Source organism: Nonomuraea sp. 10N515B (assembly GCF_052245915.1).
Taxonomy (GTDB): Bacteria; Actinomycetota; Actinomycetes; order Streptosporangiales; family Streptosporangiaceae; genus Nonomuraea.
The window spans coordinates 22,855-39,936 of sequence record NZ_JBQQBQ010000053.1 but is presented as its reverse complement, the minus strand read 5'-3'; the positions used below and the strand labels follow the sequence as shown (position 1 = coordinate 39,936).

Here is a 17,082-nt window from a genome sequence, read left to right as displayed (position 1 = left end):
ATGGACAAGAAAGAACTGGCGGAGTTCCTGCGTCGGCGGCGCGAGCTGCTGCGCCCCGCCGACGTCGGACTGATCAAGGGCCCACGCCGGCGCACCCAGGGGCTGCGCCGCGAGGAGGTCGCCCAGCTCGCCGGCATGTCCACCGACTACTACGCCCGCCTGGAACAGCAGCGCGCTCCACAGCCGTCCGTCCAGATCACCACCGGCCTCGCCAGGGCCCTGCGCCTGACACTGGACGAACGCGACCACCTCTTCGCCCTCATCGGCCACAACGCCCCGGCCCGCTTCCATCCCTCCGAGCACGTCAGCCCGACCCTCCTGCGAGTCCTGGAACGCCTGAACGCCGACACCCCGGCCCTGGTGCTGACCGACATGGCGGAAACCCTCGCAATGAACCCCATCGCCACCGCCCTGCTCGGCGACCGGACCCGCCATACGGGCCTGGCCCGCAGCTGCTTCTACCGCTGGTTCACCGACCCGGCCGAGCGCCTGTACTACGCCGAAGAAGACCACCCGGACCACACCCGCTCCCAGGCAGCCCGCCTGCGGGCCGCGCTGACAGCCGGCAGCGACGTCGACCGAGCCGCCCATATGGTCGCCGAACTCCACGAAATCAGCCCCGAATTCGTCCGCGTGTGGGAACTCGGGGAGGTCGCCCAGCGCTATGAGGAGTCCAAGACCATCCTCCACCCCGACCTTGGCCGTATCGACGTCGACGCCCAGTTCCTGTGCACCCAAGACCGCACGCAGACCCTGGTGGTACTGGCCGCCCGACCCGGCACCGACAGCCAGGGAAAGCTCGAACTGCTCTCCGTCATAGGACACCAGCAGCTCACCCTCTAACCGGCCTGTCGGTAACGAGGCTGTCATGAAGTACATGCGTTTCAGTTTGCCCAGCTCAGATGGGTTGCACCGACCCAGCGGAACAGAGGTTCCACGGGGCCTCGGCTGCGTCGAGCACCACCACTGACCTGCACTGGGCTGATCGCGTGTACTTGGTGACACGAGTCTTAACGACAGGTCGGCCGTCTGTCTTAACGACAGGTCGGCCGTCTGCTCGCAGATTCCCCGGGAGGGTTCGGTAGGGATATCAACGTTGAAGCATGGCCATGCCTGCATGTTCGGTCCCTGGCGCTGCAGTTCGCCGACGACCCGGACTACCGCCAAAGGTGGAGGCCTGAGTATGCGCTATTTGCATCGGGGAAGCTCATTCACCAGGACGACGACTAGTGCTGAAGACACATCCTCAGGCCAGGAGACCCAGGGTTTCGGGCGTTTCCCAGGCCGTCAGATGCCGCTCAGGGTCGGTTTCCTCCTGCGCGAACTGGTTGATCAGCTCGGCGAGGGCTCGCCGGTCCTGCTCGGACAGGTCCTGCAGGAGGGCGATCACCGGCTCCAGCAGCTGCATCGAGGCCTCGACGATAGCGTCGTCTTCGCTGAGATCAAGCCTGATGACGATCTCCGTGAGGGCTTTGGCAAGGGTGCGTTCGAGCGTGGTCATGATGAGGGCTCCTGGCTGGCCGTTGGGGCTCTTCCTCGACGCTGCGACGATCGCCGCGGCTCGTCCCGCGTCAAGATCGTTCGTCCTCGGCTTCGCCTGCGGGCGCTGCGTCTTGACCCGCTCCTCCCAGCGGCGGGCCAGGCGTTGTCGAGGACGAGCCAGGAAAAGGTCAGCCGGCGGCCTTGCCCGCGACGGTGGTGGCGGTGGCCTGGGCGCGGGTCTGGGCCAGCCGGTAGGACTCGGTGCCTGTCTCGATGATGTTGCCGCCGTAGGTCAGGCGATCGACGATGGCCGCGCAGAGCCGCGGCTCGGTAAATGTCTTAGTCCATTCCGAAAACGCCTCGTTTGAGGCGGCGGTCATCGGCGCAAGGAGCCTTCGGCATTGGCGCCTCGGGGGTTGAAGACAGCTCGTACGGCAGCTTCATCGCCTTCGATGTCGACGAGCCCAAGGGTGTCGTCGAGGGTGAGCACACCCGCTGCCAGCCCGAGCACGATCGAGGCGTCAGCGCGCACGACGGCATCGAGATCGCGACCATCGGGCAGGCTGACCTCCATGCCCGAGGGCGTCGCCTGCACTTGGAGCAGTTGACCGTCGACCGCGATCCCCACCGTCGATGACCGGCGTGCAGCCGACTTGTCACGGAGCAGGGCGGGGAGGGCGACGACGAGCCATTCGGCGCGGAAGTGGTCGCCGCCTGGTCCGCGTGTCATGAGCGGCGTGGACCAGCGGATGAGGCCCTCGATCGGCTCCCGCAGCTCGGCGCCCCACGGGGTGAGGGCGTACATGATGACATTGCCCTCCTCGGCCAGGAGCCGCTCGACCACTCCGGCGGTCTCGAGGTCGCGGAGGCGGTCGGCGAGCAGGTTGGTGGCCACGCCAGGGAGCCCATCGAGCAGCTCGCGGTAGCGGGCGGGAGCCACGAGGAGTTGGCGGACGATGAGCAGATTCCACCGGTCGCCCACGACATCGAGTGCCCGGGCGAGACCGCAGTGCTGGCCGTAGCTTCGGCTCAATTTCCACCCACTTGACAATCTCAAGCTGACTTGACTATCTATACCACAGTCGCCGAAACGAGGATGGTGCTGACATGGTCCCGGCTGCGACGCACAGTGGTGCGTCCGACACCATGGCCCAGGTTCGTGCGGCGTTGCGGGACGTTGTCCCCCGCCTCGTCACCCTTGTGCGGAGCGTCCCTGACGCCAACTCCGCTTCGATCGGTACGTGGACGGTGGGCGAGGTCGCGGCTCACCTTTCTCATGTCTTTCGCTTCGACACCGACGCCGTCGCCGGAAGACCGCTCCCGGAAGCCATAGTGACAACGCCGGGAATGGCCGAGGTCAACGCGAAGATGCTGGCCGAGGACGGCGAGCGGGACCCAGCCGTACTCGCCGATCGCATCGGCACGCTGGCAAACGAGTTCGACGACGTCGCGTCGCGTTCACGAGCCGCCACCGTGGATTGGCTGCAAGGTGTCCGCCTGCCGCCTTCCGCGGTGGCCTGTCACCTGCTCGAGGAATGCCTGGTGCACGGCCACGACATCGCCAGAGCCACTGGACGCCCGTGGCCGATACAGCGTCACCACGCTCTGCTCGCGATCGAGGGCGGCGCGCTTCCGCTTATCGCGGCTCTGTCGCCCACTGCTTTCGTGAACCAAGAGAAGGCCGGATCCTTCCGAGCTCGCTTCGACGTGCGCCTGCGTGGAGGTGGACGCACGTTGCTCGTCTTCGACGGCGGCTCGTTGACGCTCGACGCGGCGGGCGCACGTGACGTTGACGCCCACGTCTCTGCCGACCCCTCGGCTCTCATGCTGATGTTCATCGGCCGCCAAGGAATGTGGAAACCGCTTCTTGGCGGAAAACTCGCCGCTTGGGGTCGTCGGCCATGGAAGCTCGCCCGCATGCTCACCGTCATAAGCCCCCCCGTAGCCAGTTCGCCGGACGATCGGCCGGCATTGTGCGGCCCCGACCGGCACCTTGATCCCGACCTGCGTCGACCACGGCCGGTCCGCCCGCACGATGATGTGAGCGCCCCGTGAACCTGAACGGTCTCTCGCCCGACTGCGCTAGGTGACGGAAGGGATGAGATGACCGATGAGCTGCTGGTGGTCCGCGTCCAGTTGGGCGATCGGTCTGCCTGGGCCGAGCTGGTGACCCGATGGCGAGTGCCGGTGTGGACCTATGTGCGGCGGATGCTGGATGCCGAGCGGGCCGACGAGGTGACCCAGGAGATCTGGCTGGCTGTGGTCCGTGGCCTGCCCCGGCTGCGGGAACCCGGCCGGTTCGCACCCTGGCTGTTCACGATTGCCCGCCGCTCGGTGACCGACCGCCTGCGCAGTGAGTACGCCAGGGAGAAGGAGAGCTTCACCGCCGACGAGGCGATGGTTGAGGATCCCGTCGAGGCCATGGCGGATCGTGCCGAGCTCGTCGCCGCGTTGGCGGGGCTGCCGGTCTTGGAGCGGGAGATTCTCGTCCTGTTTTACCTGGAGGATCTGTCGGTCGAGGAGTGCGCGCAGATCTGCGCAGTCCCTACCGGCACGGTCAAGTCCAGGCTCAATCGGGCTCGCCGGCTGCTGCGGGAGCGTCTGGAGGAAAGGGGATACCGGCCGTGATCGAGGAGGAGCCGCGTCTGTCGGCGCGGGAGATGATCGAGCGGCTTGAGCCGTCGCTGTCACCGTGGCGACGGGTTCGCGCCGTGGTGGCGCTGCTGGCCGGGCTGGGCGGCGCGGTGTTCGTGGCCGCGCTGTGGTGGAGTGAGCCGGGTCCGCTGCCCGGCCGTACTCACGGGGCGTTCGCGCTGTTCACCGTGTTCTGCTCGGCCTGGGCGAGCTATGGCTGCTGGCTGCTGACGCGCAGGGTGCCGTTGTTCGCCACCGACCGAGTGATCGCTGCCTGGATCGCCCTGGTCGCCTCGCTGGTCACGACCGTGGGTGTGGTGGGCATCACCGTGCAGCGCGGTCTCGGCCTGGGTGCCGCGTTGGCAGTGGGGGGTGTGTTCGTCGCGGCGGCATTGGTGCTGCTGGTGCGGGCACACGCTCGCCGGGCCGAGCTGCTGCGCCGCAAGCGCGAGCTGACCGGCGGGGAGCAGGCGTGAACACGCTGGAGGCCGGCACGCTGGGCAAGCGCTACCGCAACCGCTGGGCGCTCCGGGAGGCCACGTTCAAGCTGCCCGCCGGGGCTCGGTGCGCGCTGGTCGGGCCGAACGGGGCAGGCAAGACCACGCTGCTCAACCTGGTGACCGGGCTGCTGATACCCACCATCGGCCGGGTGCGCGTCTTCGGCAGGCCGCTGGAGGTGTCCAGGGTGGCGTTCGTGGCGCAGGACAAGCCGCTGTATCGACGCTGGAGCGTGGCCGACCTACTGCGCCGTGGCCGCCGTCGTGGAGTCTGTGGAGCCCGACCTGTCCGGACTCACCCAACAACTGGCCGGATTCCTGCCCGGGGCGATCTGCCTGGTGTGGGGCGCACCACTGATCGCCCGCGAATTCGAGACGGGAACCCATAAGCTCGCCTGGACCAGAGCCTGACACGCGGTCGCTGGCTGGCCGCGATCCTGGCCACCGCGGCCACCGGCGCTCTGGCCGCGGCAGCGGTGCTCACAGCGCTGCTCGCTGGGCGCTGCCTTCCACCGCGGGCGATCCGATGGCCTGGCCGTACTACGAAAGCCATGGCCTGGTGCCCTTCGCCCGAGCCCTGTTCGCCCTGACACTCGGCGTCGCGCTTGGTGCCGTCACCCGGCACACCCGTATCGCCATGCCGCTGTCGGTCCTGCTGGTGGGCATCAGCCAACTCGCTGGCCGGGCGTTGCGCGGTCACCTTGAACAGCCCTATTGGCCCACACAGACAGAGGGGACGGTCCGCTTCCGCGCCCACTACGTCGATCGCGGGCGGCCGGGGGAGATGGAGGAGGACAGCCGGTTCGTACGCCTCGACGGCCGCTGGGTGTACGCCGGCGCGGTGTAGATCCAAACGCTGTCCCAGGAATGTGGCAACCACGGGGCTGGCATTGGTCAGCCTTGGCCCACGAAACCTCCAGCAATCCTCTTCGGCGGCAAAGAGATGGGCACAGATTTCTCGCTAAATTCAGATATTCGCCCATAAATATTACTCCGGGTAGAATAGCGACTAATGAGGCACATATCTGTCGCCGGATTTGGGGGCGGTTCAGAGGTGGCAGTTGCCTGGGACGACATAAAGCAGCTGACCAGCGCCCATGACAGGTTCTACGACGGGCGCGAGGTCGAGGGAAACGTCAGGGGTTCCATCCTGACGTCCTGGCAGCGCTGTCGGCTGCTCGGCCTGGTCCCCGACCAGTTGGAGATTCCCTACCAGGAGGATCTGGACCTGCACGGCCGGCTCATTCACGCGGCCGCCCCGGTGCTCGACAAGATGGAGGTCGAACTCACCGGAACGCGGGTGAGTGTGATCCTCTGCGACAAGAAGGCCACGGTGCTCCAGCGCCGGGGCGGCGACCCCGAACTCAACAGGAGCCTCGACACCGTCTGCCTCACCGTCGGATTCACCTTCGCGGAGCAGATCGCCGGCACCAACGGCATCGGCACGGCGCTGGCGGCCAGAAAACCCAGCTACGTCTTCGGCAGTGAGCACTTCGCCGCATGCATGCATCCCTTCGCCTGTGCTGGCGCCCCCATTCGCGATCCGCTGAGCGGGCAGGTCGAGGGGGTCCTCGACCTCACCTGCCGGCGGTCCGACGCGGATCCGGCGATGCTGAAAGTCGTCCGCGACGCCGCCCGTGCCATCGAGCAGCGCCTGCTGGAGCAGACCACCCGACGGGAGCGGGAGCTGCTCGCGGCCTTCCTGCGCACCCACCGCGACGCCCAACTGCCCGGCGCGAATGAACGAGTGCTCCCCTCGATCGACGTTCTGAGCCGTGCCGACCGGGCCCTGCTACGGGAGAAGGCAGCGGAGCTGATCTCCTCCCCGCGCCGGCTCATGGACCAGGTGGAGCTCTTCAACGGCCAAATCGCCACCCTCACGCGCCGCTCGGTCGACGACCCCTCGGGAGGGGCCGGCATCGCAGTCGAGATCAGCCTCCCGGACGAGGCTGGCCGCCACCTGCCGGTCACCGCCCCCATAGCGGTGCCGTCCTCCTCGGACACTCTGGTGATCCCGACCGCTCTGACGACCTTCAAGCCTCGGACGCCGCCTGAGGCTGAGGCGCTCCCCGCGCCCGGATCCGAACCGGTGACGGCGGCCGCGCCCGTAACCGAGGAGACCGCCGCTCCGGAGCCCGGGGCCGCCGCGGCGACCAGGGGCAGCGAGGGCTGGCTGCTCCTCGTCGGTGAACCGGGCGTGGGACAGCTCGCCCTGCGGGCACGGCAGCGCCTGGAGCTCCTCTACGACGCCAGCGTCCGTATCGGGACCACCCTCGACGTGACCCAGACGGCGGAAGAGGTGGCCGACCTGGTCGTCCCGCAGTTCGCGGACTTCGTCACCGTCGACCTGTCGGAGGCCGTGCTGCGCGGGGACGAGGCATCCTGCGACGTCGGCGTGCTCCGCCGGGTGGCGTTGGGCGCCATCCGGGAGGACTCCCACCTCTGCGAGGTGGGGGAGATGCTCGATTTCGTCCCGTCCACTCCGCAGCGCCGGTGCCTGGCCGCCCAGGAGGCCGTGCTGGAGCCGGATCTGGCCGAGGCCCCCGGGTGGACGGCCATGGACCCGGTGCGTGCGAAGAAGATCCTCGGTTCCGGGATCCACTCGCTCATCGCGGTGCCCATGCACGCGCGTGGGGTGAATCTGGGCGTGGTCAGCTTCTACCGCTCGGAGCAGCGCGCGTTCGAGGAGGATGATCTGCGTCTGGCCGAGGAGCTGGTCGGTCGTGCGGCGTTGTCCATCGACAACGCCCGGCGCTACACTCACGAGCACACCATGGCGCTTGCCCTGCAGCGCAGCCTGCTTCCCCGGGGTCTGCCCTCGCAGAGCGCGGTCGAGGTGGCGCACCGTTACCTGCCCGCCTACGGCGGGGTGAGCGGGGACTGGTACGACGTCATCCCGTTGTCCGGCGGCCGGGTGGCGCTGGCGGTCGGCGACGTCGTGGGGCATGGCCTGCACGCCGCCGCCACGATGGGCCGGCTGCGGACGGCGATGCAGAACTTCGCCGTCTTGGACCTGCCTCCGGAGGATCTGCTGACGTGCCTGGACGAGCTGGTCGACCGGCTGGACGCCGATCAGGGCGGTGGCGATGGGGGCGATGGGATCGTGGGCGCCACCTGCCTGTATGCGGTGTACGACCCGGTGTCTAGGCGCTGCACCCTGGCCCGTGCCGGTCATCCGCTGCCGGCCCTGGTGCTTCCTGATGGGACTGTGCAGTTCCCGGATGTGCCGGCGGGCCCGCCGCTGGGGCTGGGAGGTCTGCCGTTCGAGACGGTCGATCTGGAGATTCCCGAGGGCAGCGAGCTCGTTCTGTACACCGACGGCCTGATCGAGGAGCGTAGCCGCGACATCGACGTGGGGCTGGCGCTGTTGCGCAGCGCACTGTCGCATCCCAGCCGCCCGCCCGAGGAGACGTGCCAGGCGGTCGTCGAGGCGCTGCTGCCCGGCCGTCCCAGGGACGACGTCGCGCTGCTGGTCGCGCGCATGCACGCGGTGGAGGCCGACCGTGTGGCCGCCTGGGAGCTGTCCGCCGATCCGGAGAACGTCTCCAAGGTGCGCGGCGCGGTGACGGAGCAGCTGGGCCGCTGGGGTCTGGAGGAGTTGGAGTTCACCACGGAGCTGGTGGTCAGCGAGCTGGTCACCAACGCGATCCGGTACGCGAAGGCGCCGATCGAGGTGCGTCTGCTCCGCGACAGCACTCTCATCTGCGAGGTGTCGGACTGCAGCAGCACCTCGCCCCGGATGCGCCGCGCCGCGACGACCGACGAGGGAGGGCGTGGGCTGTTCCTGGTCGCCCAGCTCGCCTCGCGCTGGGGCACCCGGTACACGGCGAGCGGGAAGGTCCTCTGGACCGAGCAAAATCTGCCAAGTCCCATCCTTCACCACACGGAGAGGACTAGTGATCATGCAGCTTGAGACGCTCTTCAAGCCGTCACCGGTCAAGGAGTTCACGCCGCTGCCACGGGCGCTGCTCGGACCTGGAACGCATGAACTCGTCGGTGCGGAGGCCCGGAGGCTGGGCTTCCATCGAACCCTGGTCGTCACCTCGGGCCTGCGGGGCACGGACATCGTGCAGCGGATCGTCGACCAGGGGAAAATCCACGGCGTGGACTTCGTCGTCTACGACAAGGTCGAGTCCAACCCGAAGGACTACAACTGCATGGATGCCGCGGAGGCGTACCGGGAGAACAAGTGCGACTCCTTCGTCTCCATCGGCGGCGGTTCCTCGCACGACGCCTGCAAGGGCGCCCGGATCTCGCTCGCGCACGACGGCCGCAGCATCAACGAGTTCGAGGGCTACCACAAGACGGAGAATCCAGACAACCCGCCGCACATCGCGGTGAACACTACTGCCGGCACGGGCTCCGAGACCACGTCGCTGTTCGTCATCACCGATACTACGACCGACCCGGACAACCCGCACAAGTACGCGGCCTTCGACCGCTCGGCCCGCGTGGCGCTGGCCATCGACGACCCGGTGCTCTTCTACGAGTGCCCGGTCGACTTCACCGCGCAGTGCGGCATCGACGTGCTCACGCACGCCTCCGAGGCCTACGTGTCACGGCTGGACTTCACGCCCGCGCTGGGCGCCGCCCTGCAGGCTGTCGAGATCGCCGCGCAGTACCTGCGCACCGCCACCTGGGACGGGCGCAACCTGGCCGCCCGCGAGGCCATGATGTACGGCGAGTACATCGCGGCCCAGGCGTTCAACTCCGGCGGGCTGGGCCTCGCCCACTCGATCTCGCACGCGGTCAGCGCCTACTACGACCTGCACCACGGGCTCAACAACGCCGTGCTGCTGCCCCGGGTCTGGGCCTTCAACCTGCCGGTGGCCTACCGGCGGTTCGCCGACATCGCCAGCGCCATGGGCGTGGACACCACCGGTATGAGCACGGTGCAGGCGGCCGACGCCGCCGTCGAGGAACTCGTCCGCCTGGTGCGCGACCTGGGCATGCCGGAGAAGCTCACCGACGTGAAGCAGGACACGTACTCCAAGAACCGGCTCGGGCAGGGCCCCACCGAGTTCTACCAGCGGTCGTGGGAGATCAGCGGGGACGACGCCGACGTCGATCGCATCACCCGGCACACCCTCGGCGACTCCTGCGTCCCGACCAACCCCAAGGAGCCCACCTACGAAACAGTCCGTCCGCTCGTCGACCACTGCATGAACGGCGACCTGGACGACCTGCTCACCTGACCCTTCGGAGGAACGGAGAGAACGTGACCGATGCGTTCGAGTCGGTAACGGACGTGGTCGACAAGCTCGCCACGCACGGATACATCGCCGACCGCCGGCTGGCCACCACCGTGTACCTTCTGTGCCGCCTGGGCAAGCCGGTCCTGCTGGAAGGGCCGGCCGGGGTCGGCAAGACGGAACTGGCGAAGGTCCTGGCTGCGGCCACCGGACGCCGGCTGCTGCGCCTGCAGTGCTACGAAGGGCAGGACGAGTCGAGGGCGCTGTACGAGTGGGACTACGGGAAGCAGCTCCTGTACACGCAGATGCTGCGCGAGAAGATCAGCGAGATCGTCGCGGACGCGCCAGACCTCGCCGCCGCCGTGGAGCGCATCGGCGATCAGGACAGCGTCTTCTTCTCCGACCGCTTCCTGTCACCCCGGCCCGTCCTGGAGGCCATCCGCAGCCCCGAGCCGGCGGTCCTGCTCATCGACGAGATCGACCGCGCCGACGAGGCGCTGGAGGCTGTGCTGCTGGAGTGCCTGGACGAGTACCAGGTCTCGGTGCCCGAGATCGGCACCTACATCGCGGAGGTTCCTCCGTACGTCGTGCTGACCTCGAACAACACCAGGGACCTGTCGGCCGCGCTCAAACGGCGGTGTCTGCACCTGTTCCTGGACTACCCGGACGCCGAGCGGGAGCTGGAGATCGTCCGCTCCAAGCACACCGGGCTGCCCGACGCGCTGGCCGCGCAACTGGTCGGCGTGGTGCGCGAACTGCGTGGCCTGCGGTTGCGGAAGAGCCCTGGCATCTCGGAGACGGTCGACTGGGCCCGCGCCCTGGCCGTGCTGGGGGCCGAGGAACTGGACGCGCACCTGCTCATGGAGACCGTCAACGTGGTGCTGAAATACGAACGCGACCTGAACCGCGCGCTCGAGGCGCTGCCTCGCTTGGTCTCGGGGGGCCGGACGGCGCCCGCCGAGCCGGCTCACGCGCACGCCCATGCCCAGTTCGATCATGGATCACCCGGAGAGGAGCCGGACGGCCGCGCCGTGCGCGCCGCGATGGACCGGCTCGGCCGCCACGAACTGGGATACCGCCTGCCGTCGAGCCTCGGCGTAACCGAGCCCCCCGGCCATGAGCACCACGACAACGGGCGGTCTGGCAACGGGGCGGGCCAGGGACAGCGCGCGTTCTCCGCGGCCACGCGCCGCCGAGCCCGCTGAGCGGCCCGAGCACGGGAGCCCGCCGCCATGGAAGCGAACATCCACCACTTCGTCCGCGTGCTGCGCCTGTCAGGTGTACGGGTCTCGGTCTCGGAGGCGATCGACGCGACGAGGGCGGCGGCGCAGCCGGGCATGCTGGGCGACCGCGACACACTGCGCGAGGCCCTGCGACCGACCCTGATCAAGGACCGGCGCGACGACGCGCTCTTCGACGACCTGTTCACCGCCTTCTTCGCCCTCGCACCCCCGAACCCCGCCGACAACCGGCACGACCACCACCACGGGCACGACGACCTCGCCGACACCGCCGCGGCCACGTCGTTCACCCTCTCCGAAGAGCCCTCGCACCTCCCGCAGCCCGGTCACAGCCACGGTCCGCCCCTCGACATCCGCGACTACTTCGACCCGCAGGACCTCGCCCAGCGGTACAACCCCCACCAGGAGGCGAACAAGGTCGACCTCTCCGCGCTGACCCAGGAGATCGTCCTCTCCCAGGACCGGCAGCCGCCCTCCACCGACGCCACCGTCGTCGCCAGCGTAGAACTGGAGGCCGAACGGCTCCACAACGCGGGAACACCGGGCCGGCTGTCCCGTGGCAACCCCCTCCGAGCGGGCACCGAGATGACCGTCGCAGGGACCGGCCGGCCCTCCAGCGAGCCGGACGGCCCGGAGCCCGCCACCTCCCGCGACCAGGCGCAGGCCCCCGACGGTCTCGCCGAACTCCTGGCACGCCACCTCGCCACGCTGGCCGAGCTCACCGCCGCCGTCGAGTCGAGAGCCGCCGAGCGGGCACGTACGGAGGCGGTGGACGAGCAGAGCCGCCGCGAGCTGGAAACGTCGCTGCGCCGGCTGGCCCGCACGCTGTCCGGAGCGCTGACCGCCACCCGCCGCAACAGCCCGCGCGGCCGGGCGCACCCGGCCCGCACCATGCGGCGGAACATGCGCTACGACGGAGTCCCCTTCCGGCCGGTGACCACGATTCGTGCCGGGGACGCCCCCCGGCTCGTCGTCCTCGCCGACGTGTCACTCTCGGTACGGGCCACCGCCCGCTTCACCCTGCATCTGGTGCACGGCCTCCAGTCGCTGTTCGGACAGGTCCGCTCGTTCGCCTTCGTCGACGAACCCCAGGAGATCACCGAACTGTTCGCGGAACACCCGCTGGAGCAGGTGTCCGACCTGGTGTTCGGCGCAGCCGGCGGACTGCTCAACGTCGACGCCGACTCCGACTACGGCCGCACGTTCGAGTTGATGCTCGCGGAGCACCGCTCGGCGCTGACCAGGAAGACGACCCTGCTGATGCTCGGGGACGGCCGGGGCAACGGCCATGATGCGAAGCTGGACGCCTTCGAGGAACTCACCAGGCGCGTGCGGCAGACCATCTGGCTCACCCCGGAACCCCGCTACTCCTGGCGGCTCGGCCGGTGCGACCTGCCCGGATACGCCGAGCACTGCGACCAGATCCATGTGGTGCCCGACCTCGCGAGACTCGAAGCCGTCGCACACCGGCTGGCGCAGCGGACCACGGGACGCTGAATCGGGGAGCGGTGTCGCAGCCGCGACACCTCCGTCATACGCCGCTGAATGGTGAAATATCGCCTCTTTCGGTAATGCGTCACACATCACGTGCCGGATCACGCCGACTCCTTGACCACCAGTTCCGTCGGCCCCCAGGAGCTTGATTGTCAAGCAGCAGCCTTCTCGGCTTGTTGAGACCAAGCGGTTGCTTCGTCGTAGGGCGTGCCGGTTTTGAGACATCCGTGCAGGATCCCGACAAGACGGTTGGCGACCTGACGCAGTGCCGCTCGATGACCGACGTCGCGGCCCTGAGCCGGTCGTAGCAGGCTCGCGCGCCGGGCGAGACGTTCAGCGCCGCGAAGGCCTGGGAGCCGAGCGCGTCGATGAGCCGGTCGTTGTGCACGAACCGGGCCAGCACGATCCTCTTCTTGCCGGAGGCGCGGGTGATCGGGCTGGTGCCGGCGTAGTTCTTGCGGGCCTTGGCGCTGGCGTAACGCGTGGGGTCGTCGCCGAACTCTGCGAGTACCCGGGCGCCGAGGATCGGCCCCAGGCCGGGCTGGGAGCAGATGATCTCAGCGGCCGGGTGTCGACCAAAATGGGCCTCCACCTGCCCTTGCAGGGTCTTGATCTGTTCGTTGAGCACGCTCAGAACCGCGACCGCGGACCGGACCGTGGCGGAGCAGGCGGCAGCGACCACCTCGGGTCGGCCAAGCTGCTCGGTGCGCAGCGCGGCCTGGATCGCGGCAGCCTTATCGGGGATCTTGCGGCGGTGGGCATGCTTGAGCGCCGCGCTGATCTGGCTAATGGTCAGCTTGGTCGCGCTAGCGGGGTCGGGAGCCTTGGCCAGCAGTTCGAGGGTGTCGCAGGCGTCCAAGACGTGGCGGTATCCGCCGTTGCCGTCGGGTTCGGTGCCGAAGTGTGCGTCGACGCCGAGGCGGCCGACGAAGTAGGCGACGTTCGAGGAGAGTGCGAGGGACACGATGATCGTGCCGATGCCGGCCGTGCGCAGCGCGGTGACGCCCTCGATCGCGCCGGGTGCCAGCGGGATGGTGGCGAGCGCCGCGTCCATATCCTCCGTACTGAGGTGCTGGATGTATTCCCAGACACCGAGGCGCGCTGCGGTGAGCTCTTGTTCGGTGCGCGCCTGTTCCCAGACGGACATCTGAGCGGCGAACCCGAACGCGTCGGCGATGGCCTCCAAGCACGTTTGCCCACGTGTAAGGGTGCCATCAAGGTCGAAGGCGACCAGCCGAATCCCAGTCGGGATGTCGACAAGATCCCGTTGATCAGGGCCAGTGCGTTGGTATGGCATCGATACTCCGAATCAGGTGTTGTTCCGGCGGCTGACTTCGGCGGCGTAGGTAGTCCAGTCGCCGCTGCTGGTGCGCTGCGAGGCGACGGCCACCGTGATGTGGATGCCGAGCAGGCGAGCCAGGACAGCGGCGGGCAGGTCGGTGGCGAGGTGGAACAGCGCGGTGGAGCGAGCCTGGCCGGAGTGGATGCCAAGATCGCGGAGGCGTTCGGCGAGCCGGAAGGAGCTGATCGGGCGTCCGAGTTGCCCGCCGGGGAACAGCCAGGGCGAGGTGCGCGGTCGCCGATGGCGGCGTGGCCGCGGCGCCTGGCACCCCGACTACATCCGCGAACTCGCCGCGCGTGCACTGGGACGACCGCTTGAGGCCTGGGTACCGGTCCGCCTGTGTGCTCTTCGATAGGGACGTCGCTGCCTTCATGCATCACGCGGCACACTGCATCCGCGTAGGGCTTTGTCGGTTTGCTCGCGCAGGCAATCTACAGATTCATGATCCCATGTGACCGCCGGCCGCGGAACGCGGATGGAGCGGCGCCCGACGTGCATACCGCAGTATGCTTGCCTCATGGCGGAAACGACACGCATCACGGTGACGCTGCCGAGTGACCAGGTCGCCGAACTCAGGAAACTCACCGACAACGTCTCCGGCTATGTCGCGGAGGCGGTGGCACGCCAGCTACGGCACCAACTTCTCGGCGCCGACCTGCTGCGTCACCAGGAGGAGCACGGGGAGTTCACCGAGGAGGAGCTGGCTCAGGCCCGTTCCAGGATCTTCGGGGCGGCGGATCCCGGCGGTTCGGCGAGCGCAGCGTGATCGAGCACGTCGAAACCGTCGTCCTGGACTCCCAGGGGCTCTCCGCCTGGATGGCGCAAGACCGCAAGATTCTCGGGATGTTCCAGGTGTTCCACACCATGGGCGCCGATTTCGTCATCGGGGCCAACACCATCGTGGAAGTCAGCCACACGCGGATGAACATACCTCGGCTGCAGTGGGTGCTCTCCCGCGTCAAGGTCGAGCCGGTGTCCGAGGCGGCGGCGAAGGTGGCTGCGGAACTGCTCAAGGCGGCAGGTCTGCACGGCCACAAGTACGCGATCGACGCGACGGTCGCAGAGGTGGCACTGCGCCAGCCGGGTCCTGTGGTCATGCTGACCTCCGATGTCGACGACATGGCCCGGCTGTGCGGGGACCGTGTCCGGCTCATCGGCATCTGAGCGAGCAACGCCGCCACCTGCTCCCGTCCCGGCGTCGCCTGGCAGCAGCCCTGCCCAAGGCCTGTGGGCACAGGTGCTTCCGCACCGACACGTGACGGTCCGCCCAACAAAGCAGGCGACAATACGGGCGAGGCCGCGGACCCGACGAACGTCAACAAGCCCCTGACGAGGCGAGGCCGCCAGCCGCTGGGCGGGTCTGCGGATCTGACGGCCGCGGGCGCCTTCGACGAGGTCCGACGAGTTGCCGGGCGGTGCGGCGATGATCCCTACGCGCTGGTCAGGGCATCTGTTCGGGAAGGATCCGCACCTCGGCGCCGGGTAGGTCCGACCACCAGCGGTCGTAGCGGCGGTAGACCCCGGGCTCGCGGTCGGCCAGCAGCGCCGCGAGCGCCCGTGCCTCGTCGGCCAGCTGGTCCCACGTTTGGCGGGGCAGCGGGTGAAACGCGGTGGCCTCGATCCCTTCCTCGACCGGCCGCCACACGCCGGCGACATGACCGTCGACCAGCAGTGCCGGCAGGACGTCGCCGTTGGACCGGGTCACGAGCTTGCGATAGTCCGGTGGGATGACACGGCTGCGGTCGGCGTAGGCCAGCAGGATGTTGTCCCACATGGGCAGCAGCCGTGGCGGGGCTGGCGTGTCGGCTGCCGGGCGTGGTGCGCCGGGCAGGTCGAACAACTCCGTGCCGTCGGGCCCGGTCAACCGTTCGAGCACTCCGGCCAGGGCGCCCATCGCGCTGCGGGCCCTGGACCGGGACACCAGGGCGAACTGTGCGACGTCGGCTACTGATGCCGGGCCGAACCCCTCCAGATAGCGCAGAACCAGCGTCTGCAGGGCCTGGTCGGCAGCTTTGCCCAGCGTCGGCGGAATCCCCGCCGCGATGTAGGCCGGCCGCGCGCCGAATGACCAGGGCCCGCCGGTAACGGCGTGGAGCAGCGGCGCGTAGGACCGAAGCGCCCACCACGCGCCCTTCGGCGGGACGCCGAGCCGCGCCTCGATCCAGGGCTGAATCTCGGCTGCGGTCCGGGGTTGAGCCGCGAAGGCCAGGAGCTCGCCGATCAGCGCATCAGCGTCTGCCGCGGTGATGCCGCTGCTGGTGAAGCGCGGGTTGCCGAGCCGGGGGGCGCGCAACGAGGGCTGCATCGCCTCGTGAAAGGGCGGGTAGTCCCCGGCGTGGACCGCGTGCAGCGTGATCCGCAGGAGCGTCGCCTTGACGACCTTGCCCTCAGCGAACGCCGCGTCCAGGTCCGCCGGGTCGAACCCGGCGAGCCGGTTCCACAGGGCCAGGTACGGTGAGGCGGCGTGTTGCGCCTGCAGGGCGACCAGGCGGCGCACGGCCTCGACGACATCCAGGGCCTGCCGTCCCAGGAGCAGTTGGCGGGTGAGCGTGGCCCGGTTGAGCTCCCGCGCGGTAAGCCGCATGCGTCAGTCCTTGTCGGCCGGCAGGGTGGGGTAGTCGGTCATGGGATACAGGCCCACGGCGAATCCGTAGGTCGTCTCACCGGAACGGGGAACCTGATCGAACTCCTGCACCAGGTCCTTGATCCGGTGCCAGAACTCCGTGGCCCGTTCCGGCGAGATCCGAGCGTGCCGGATGAACGCCCACAATTGGTGAGCCTGATAGGCGGCGGCGGACTCCTTGGCCGCGACCTCGAAGTCGTTGAAGTCCAGCGGGAGTGGGCCGCCGCCGGGAGATCGGCCGACGCCAACGTAGAACATGCGGGCCGTGCGGCCGTAGTAGCGCTCATCGATCGCCCGCACCCGCCGGGTCCGCACCACGCGCAGCAGCCCGGCCTCGGCCAGGACGTTGACGTGGTGCGCGACCGTGCCTTTGGGGCGCTTGACCGCAGCAGCCAGCTCCGTCACGGTCGCGGCGCGCTCGTGCAGGAGACCGAGGATCGTGGTCCGCAGCGGATCGCCGATGGCCCGTACCTGCTCGGGGGTGCTGAGCTCGATCACCTCGGCGAGGTCGTAGTCCGGAACCGAAGGATTGGTCGACATGATTCGATTAGTCTAACATCATCAATCATTCGAGATT

The 17,082-nt window shown here is 68.7% G+C and carries 18 protein-coding genes; 12 read left to right on the top strand and 6 right to left on the bottom strand.

The window, feature by feature from the left end; genetic code table 11:
• Entirely contained in the window at positions 1-843 is an 843-nt protein-coding gene (locus ACTWQA_RS45525; protein ID WP_443165091.1) for a helix-turn-helix transcriptional regulator, read from the top strand.
• 403 nt (positions 844-1,246) lie between these two features.
• Here ACTWQA_RS45525 and ACTWQA_RS45520 read toward each other — a convergent pair whose 3' ends face one another.
• The 3 genes from ACTWQA_RS45520 to ACTWQA_RS45510 form a co-directional block, all read right to left on the bottom strand.
• Positions 1,247-1,501 carry a hypothetical protein gene (locus ACTWQA_RS45520; RefSeq protein ID WP_443165090.1) on the bottom strand — a complete coding sequence of 85 codons (255 nt, stop codon included), beginning with the start codon at positions 1,499-1,501 and terminating at the stop codon, positions 1,247-1,249.
• Between the two features lie 169 nt (positions 1,502-1,670).
• Positions 1,671-1,862 carry an ATP-binding protein gene (locus tag ACTWQA_RS45515; RefSeq protein WP_443165089.1) on the bottom strand — a complete coding sequence of 64 codons (192 nt, stop codon included), beginning with the start codon at positions 1,860-1,862 and terminating at the stop codon, positions 1,671-1,673.
• The gene (locus ACTWQA_RS45510; RefSeq protein ID WP_443165088.1) at positions 1,859-2,515 is read right to left on the bottom strand and encodes a winged helix-turn-helix transcriptional regulator; all 657 of its coding nucleotides are present in this window, start codon (positions 2,513-2,515) and stop codon (positions 1,859-1,861) included. The genes ACTWQA_RS45515 and ACTWQA_RS45510 overlap by 4 nt, the downstream gene beginning before the upstream one ends.
• Positions 2,516-2,589: 74 nt before the next feature.
• Here ACTWQA_RS45510 and ACTWQA_RS45505 point away from each other — a divergent pair, with 74 nt between their 5' ends.
• From ACTWQA_RS45505 to ACTWQA_RS45465, 9 genes are all read left to right on the top strand, one after another.
• Positions 2,590-3,537 carry a maleylpyruvate isomerase N-terminal domain-containing protein gene (locus ACTWQA_RS45505; RefSeq protein WP_443165087.1) on the top strand — a complete coding sequence of 316 codons (948 nt, stop codon included), beginning with the start codon at positions 2,590-2,592 and terminating at the stop codon, positions 3,535-3,537.
• Between the two features lie 48 nt (positions 3,538-3,585).
• Positions 3,586-4,110 (top strand): RNA polymerase sigma factor, encoded by a 525-nt coding sequence (locus ACTWQA_RS45500; protein WP_443165086.1) that lies wholly within the window; start codon positions 3,586-3,588, stop codon positions 4,108-4,110.
• Positions 4,107-4,592 carry a hypothetical protein gene (locus tag ACTWQA_RS45495; protein ID WP_443165085.1) on the top strand — a complete coding sequence of 162 codons (486 nt, stop codon included), beginning with the start codon at positions 4,107-4,109 and terminating at the stop codon, positions 4,590-4,592. Before ACTWQA_RS45500 ends, ACTWQA_RS45495 begins: the two co-directional genes overlap by 4 nt.
• The gene (locus ACTWQA_RS45490) at positions 4,589-5,002 is read left to right on the top strand and encodes an ATP-binding cassette domain-containing protein (protein ID WP_443165084.1); all 414 of its coding nucleotides are present in this window, start codon (positions 4,589-4,591) and stop codon (positions 5,000-5,002) included. Before ACTWQA_RS45495 ends, ACTWQA_RS45490 begins: the two co-directional genes overlap by 4 nt.
• Positions 5,003-5,139: 137 nt before the next feature.
• Positions 5,140-5,460, top strand: coding sequence for a YchJ family metal-binding protein (locus tag ACTWQA_RS45485; RefSeq protein ID WP_443165083.1), 321 nt, complete (start codon positions 5,140-5,142; stop codon positions 5,458-5,460).
• A 207-nt stretch (positions 5,461-5,667) separates the two neighbouring features.
• Complete coding sequence (locus tag ACTWQA_RS45480; protein WP_443165082.1) at positions 5,668-8,526, top strand: SpoIIE family protein phosphatase; 2,859 nt, start codon at positions 5,668-5,670, stop codon at positions 8,524-8,526.
• The gene (locus tag ACTWQA_RS45475) at positions 8,516-9,808 is read left to right on the top strand and encodes an iron-containing alcohol dehydrogenase (RefSeq protein WP_443165081.1); all 1,293 of its coding nucleotides are present in this window, start codon (positions 8,516-8,518) and stop codon (positions 9,806-9,808) included. Before ACTWQA_RS45480 ends, ACTWQA_RS45475 begins: the two co-directional genes overlap by 11 nt.
• 23 nt (positions 9,809-9,831) lie before the next feature.
• Positions 9,832-11,010 (top strand): AAA family ATPase, encoded by a 1,179-nt coding sequence (locus ACTWQA_RS45470; RefSeq protein WP_443165080.1) that lies wholly within the window; start codon positions 9,832-9,834, stop codon positions 11,008-11,010.
• A 27-nt stretch (positions 11,011-11,037) separates the two neighbouring features.
• On the top strand, positions 11,038-12,543 hold the full coding sequence (locus ACTWQA_RS45465; RefSeq protein ID WP_443165079.1) for a VWA domain-containing protein: 1,506 nt from the start codon (positions 11,038-11,040) through the stop codon (positions 12,541-12,543).
• A 79-nt stretch (positions 12,544-12,622) separates the two neighbouring features.
• On the opposite strand, the gene ACTWQA_RS45460 is transcribed toward ACTWQA_RS45465, so the two are convergent.
• A complete protein-coding gene (locus ACTWQA_RS45460) occupies positions 12,623-13,837 on the bottom strand; it encodes a transposase (RefSeq protein ID WP_443165078.1) in 1,215 nt (404 codons plus the stop codon).
• A 562-nt stretch (positions 13,838-14,399) separates the two neighbouring features.
• Between ACTWQA_RS45460 and ACTWQA_RS45455 the strand changes: the two genes are divergently transcribed.
• Both ACTWQA_RS45455 and ACTWQA_RS45450 read left to right on the top strand, forming a co-directional pair.
• A complete protein-coding gene (locus ACTWQA_RS45455; RefSeq protein ID WP_443165077.1) occupies positions 14,400-14,648 on the top strand; it encodes a hypothetical protein in 249 nt (82 codons plus the stop codon).
• Positions 14,645-15,046, top strand: a complete 402-nt coding sequence (locus ACTWQA_RS45450) for a DNA-binding protein (RefSeq protein ID WP_443165076.1) — start codon at positions 14,645-14,647, stop codon at positions 15,044-15,046. Before ACTWQA_RS45455 ends, ACTWQA_RS45450 begins: the two co-directional genes overlap by 4 nt.
• Before the next feature lie 277 nt (positions 15,047-15,323).
• On the opposite strand, the gene ACTWQA_RS45445 is transcribed toward ACTWQA_RS45450, so the two are convergent.
• Positions 15,324-16,466: a winged helix DNA-binding domain-containing protein gene (locus ACTWQA_RS45445; RefSeq protein WP_443165075.1), complete on the bottom strand. Its 1,143-nt coding sequence runs from the start codon at positions 16,464-16,466 to the stop codon at positions 15,324-15,326.
• 3 nt (positions 16,467-16,469) lie between these two features.
• Positions 16,470-17,045: an ArsR/SmtB family transcription factor gene (locus tag ACTWQA_RS45440; RefSeq protein WP_443165074.1), complete on the bottom strand. Its 576-nt coding sequence runs from the start codon at positions 17,043-17,045 to the stop codon at positions 16,470-16,472.
• Positions 17,046-17,082 lie beyond the last annotated feature (37 nt).

Coding starts and splice junctions, on each gene's coding strand:
- ACTWQA_RS45455 (WP_443165077.1), top strand. CDS start 14,400: ATGGCGGAAACGACACGCATCACGGTGACGCTGCCGAGTGACCAGGTC.
- ACTWQA_RS45465 (WP_443165079.1), top strand. CDS start 11,038: ATGGAAGCGAACATCCACCACTTCGTCCGCGTGCTGCGCCTGTCAGGT.
- ACTWQA_RS45505 (WP_443165087.1), top strand. CDS start 2,590: ATGGTCCCGGCTGCGACGCACAGTGGTGCGTCCGACACCATGGCCCAG.
- ACTWQA_RS45485 (WP_443165083.1), top strand. CDS start 5,140: ATGGCCTGGCCGTACTACGAAAGCCATGGCCTGGTGCCCTTCGCCCGA.
- ACTWQA_RS45445 (WP_443165075.1), bottom strand. CDS start 16,466: ATGCGGCTTACCGCGCGGGAGCTCAACCGGGCCACGCTCACCCGCCAA.
- ACTWQA_RS45460 (WP_443165078.1), bottom strand. CDS start 13,837: ATGCCATACCAACGCACTGGCCCTGATCAACGGGATCTTGTCGACATC.
- ACTWQA_RS45500 (WP_443165086.1), top strand. CDS start 3,586: ATGACCGATGAGCTGCTGGTGGTCCGCGTCCAGTTGGGCGATCGGTCT.
- ACTWQA_RS45525 (WP_443165091.1), top strand. CDS start 1: ATGGACAAGAAAGAACTGGCGGAGTTCCTGCGTCGGCGGCGCGAGCTG.
- ACTWQA_RS45520 (WP_443165090.1), bottom strand. CDS start 1,501: ATGACCACGCTCGAACGCACCCTTGCCAAAGCCCTCACGGAGATCGTC.
- ACTWQA_RS45515 (WP_443165089.1), bottom strand. CDS start 1,862: ATGACCGCCGCCTCAAACGAGGCGTTTTCGGAATGGACTAAGACATTT.
- ACTWQA_RS45475 (WP_443165081.1), top strand. CDS start 8,516: ATGCAGCTTGAGACGCTCTTCAAGCCGTCACCGGTCAAGGAGTTCACG.
- ACTWQA_RS45440 (WP_443165074.1), bottom strand. CDS start 17,045: ATGTCGACCAATCCTTCGGTTCCGGACTACGACCTCGCCGAGGTGATC.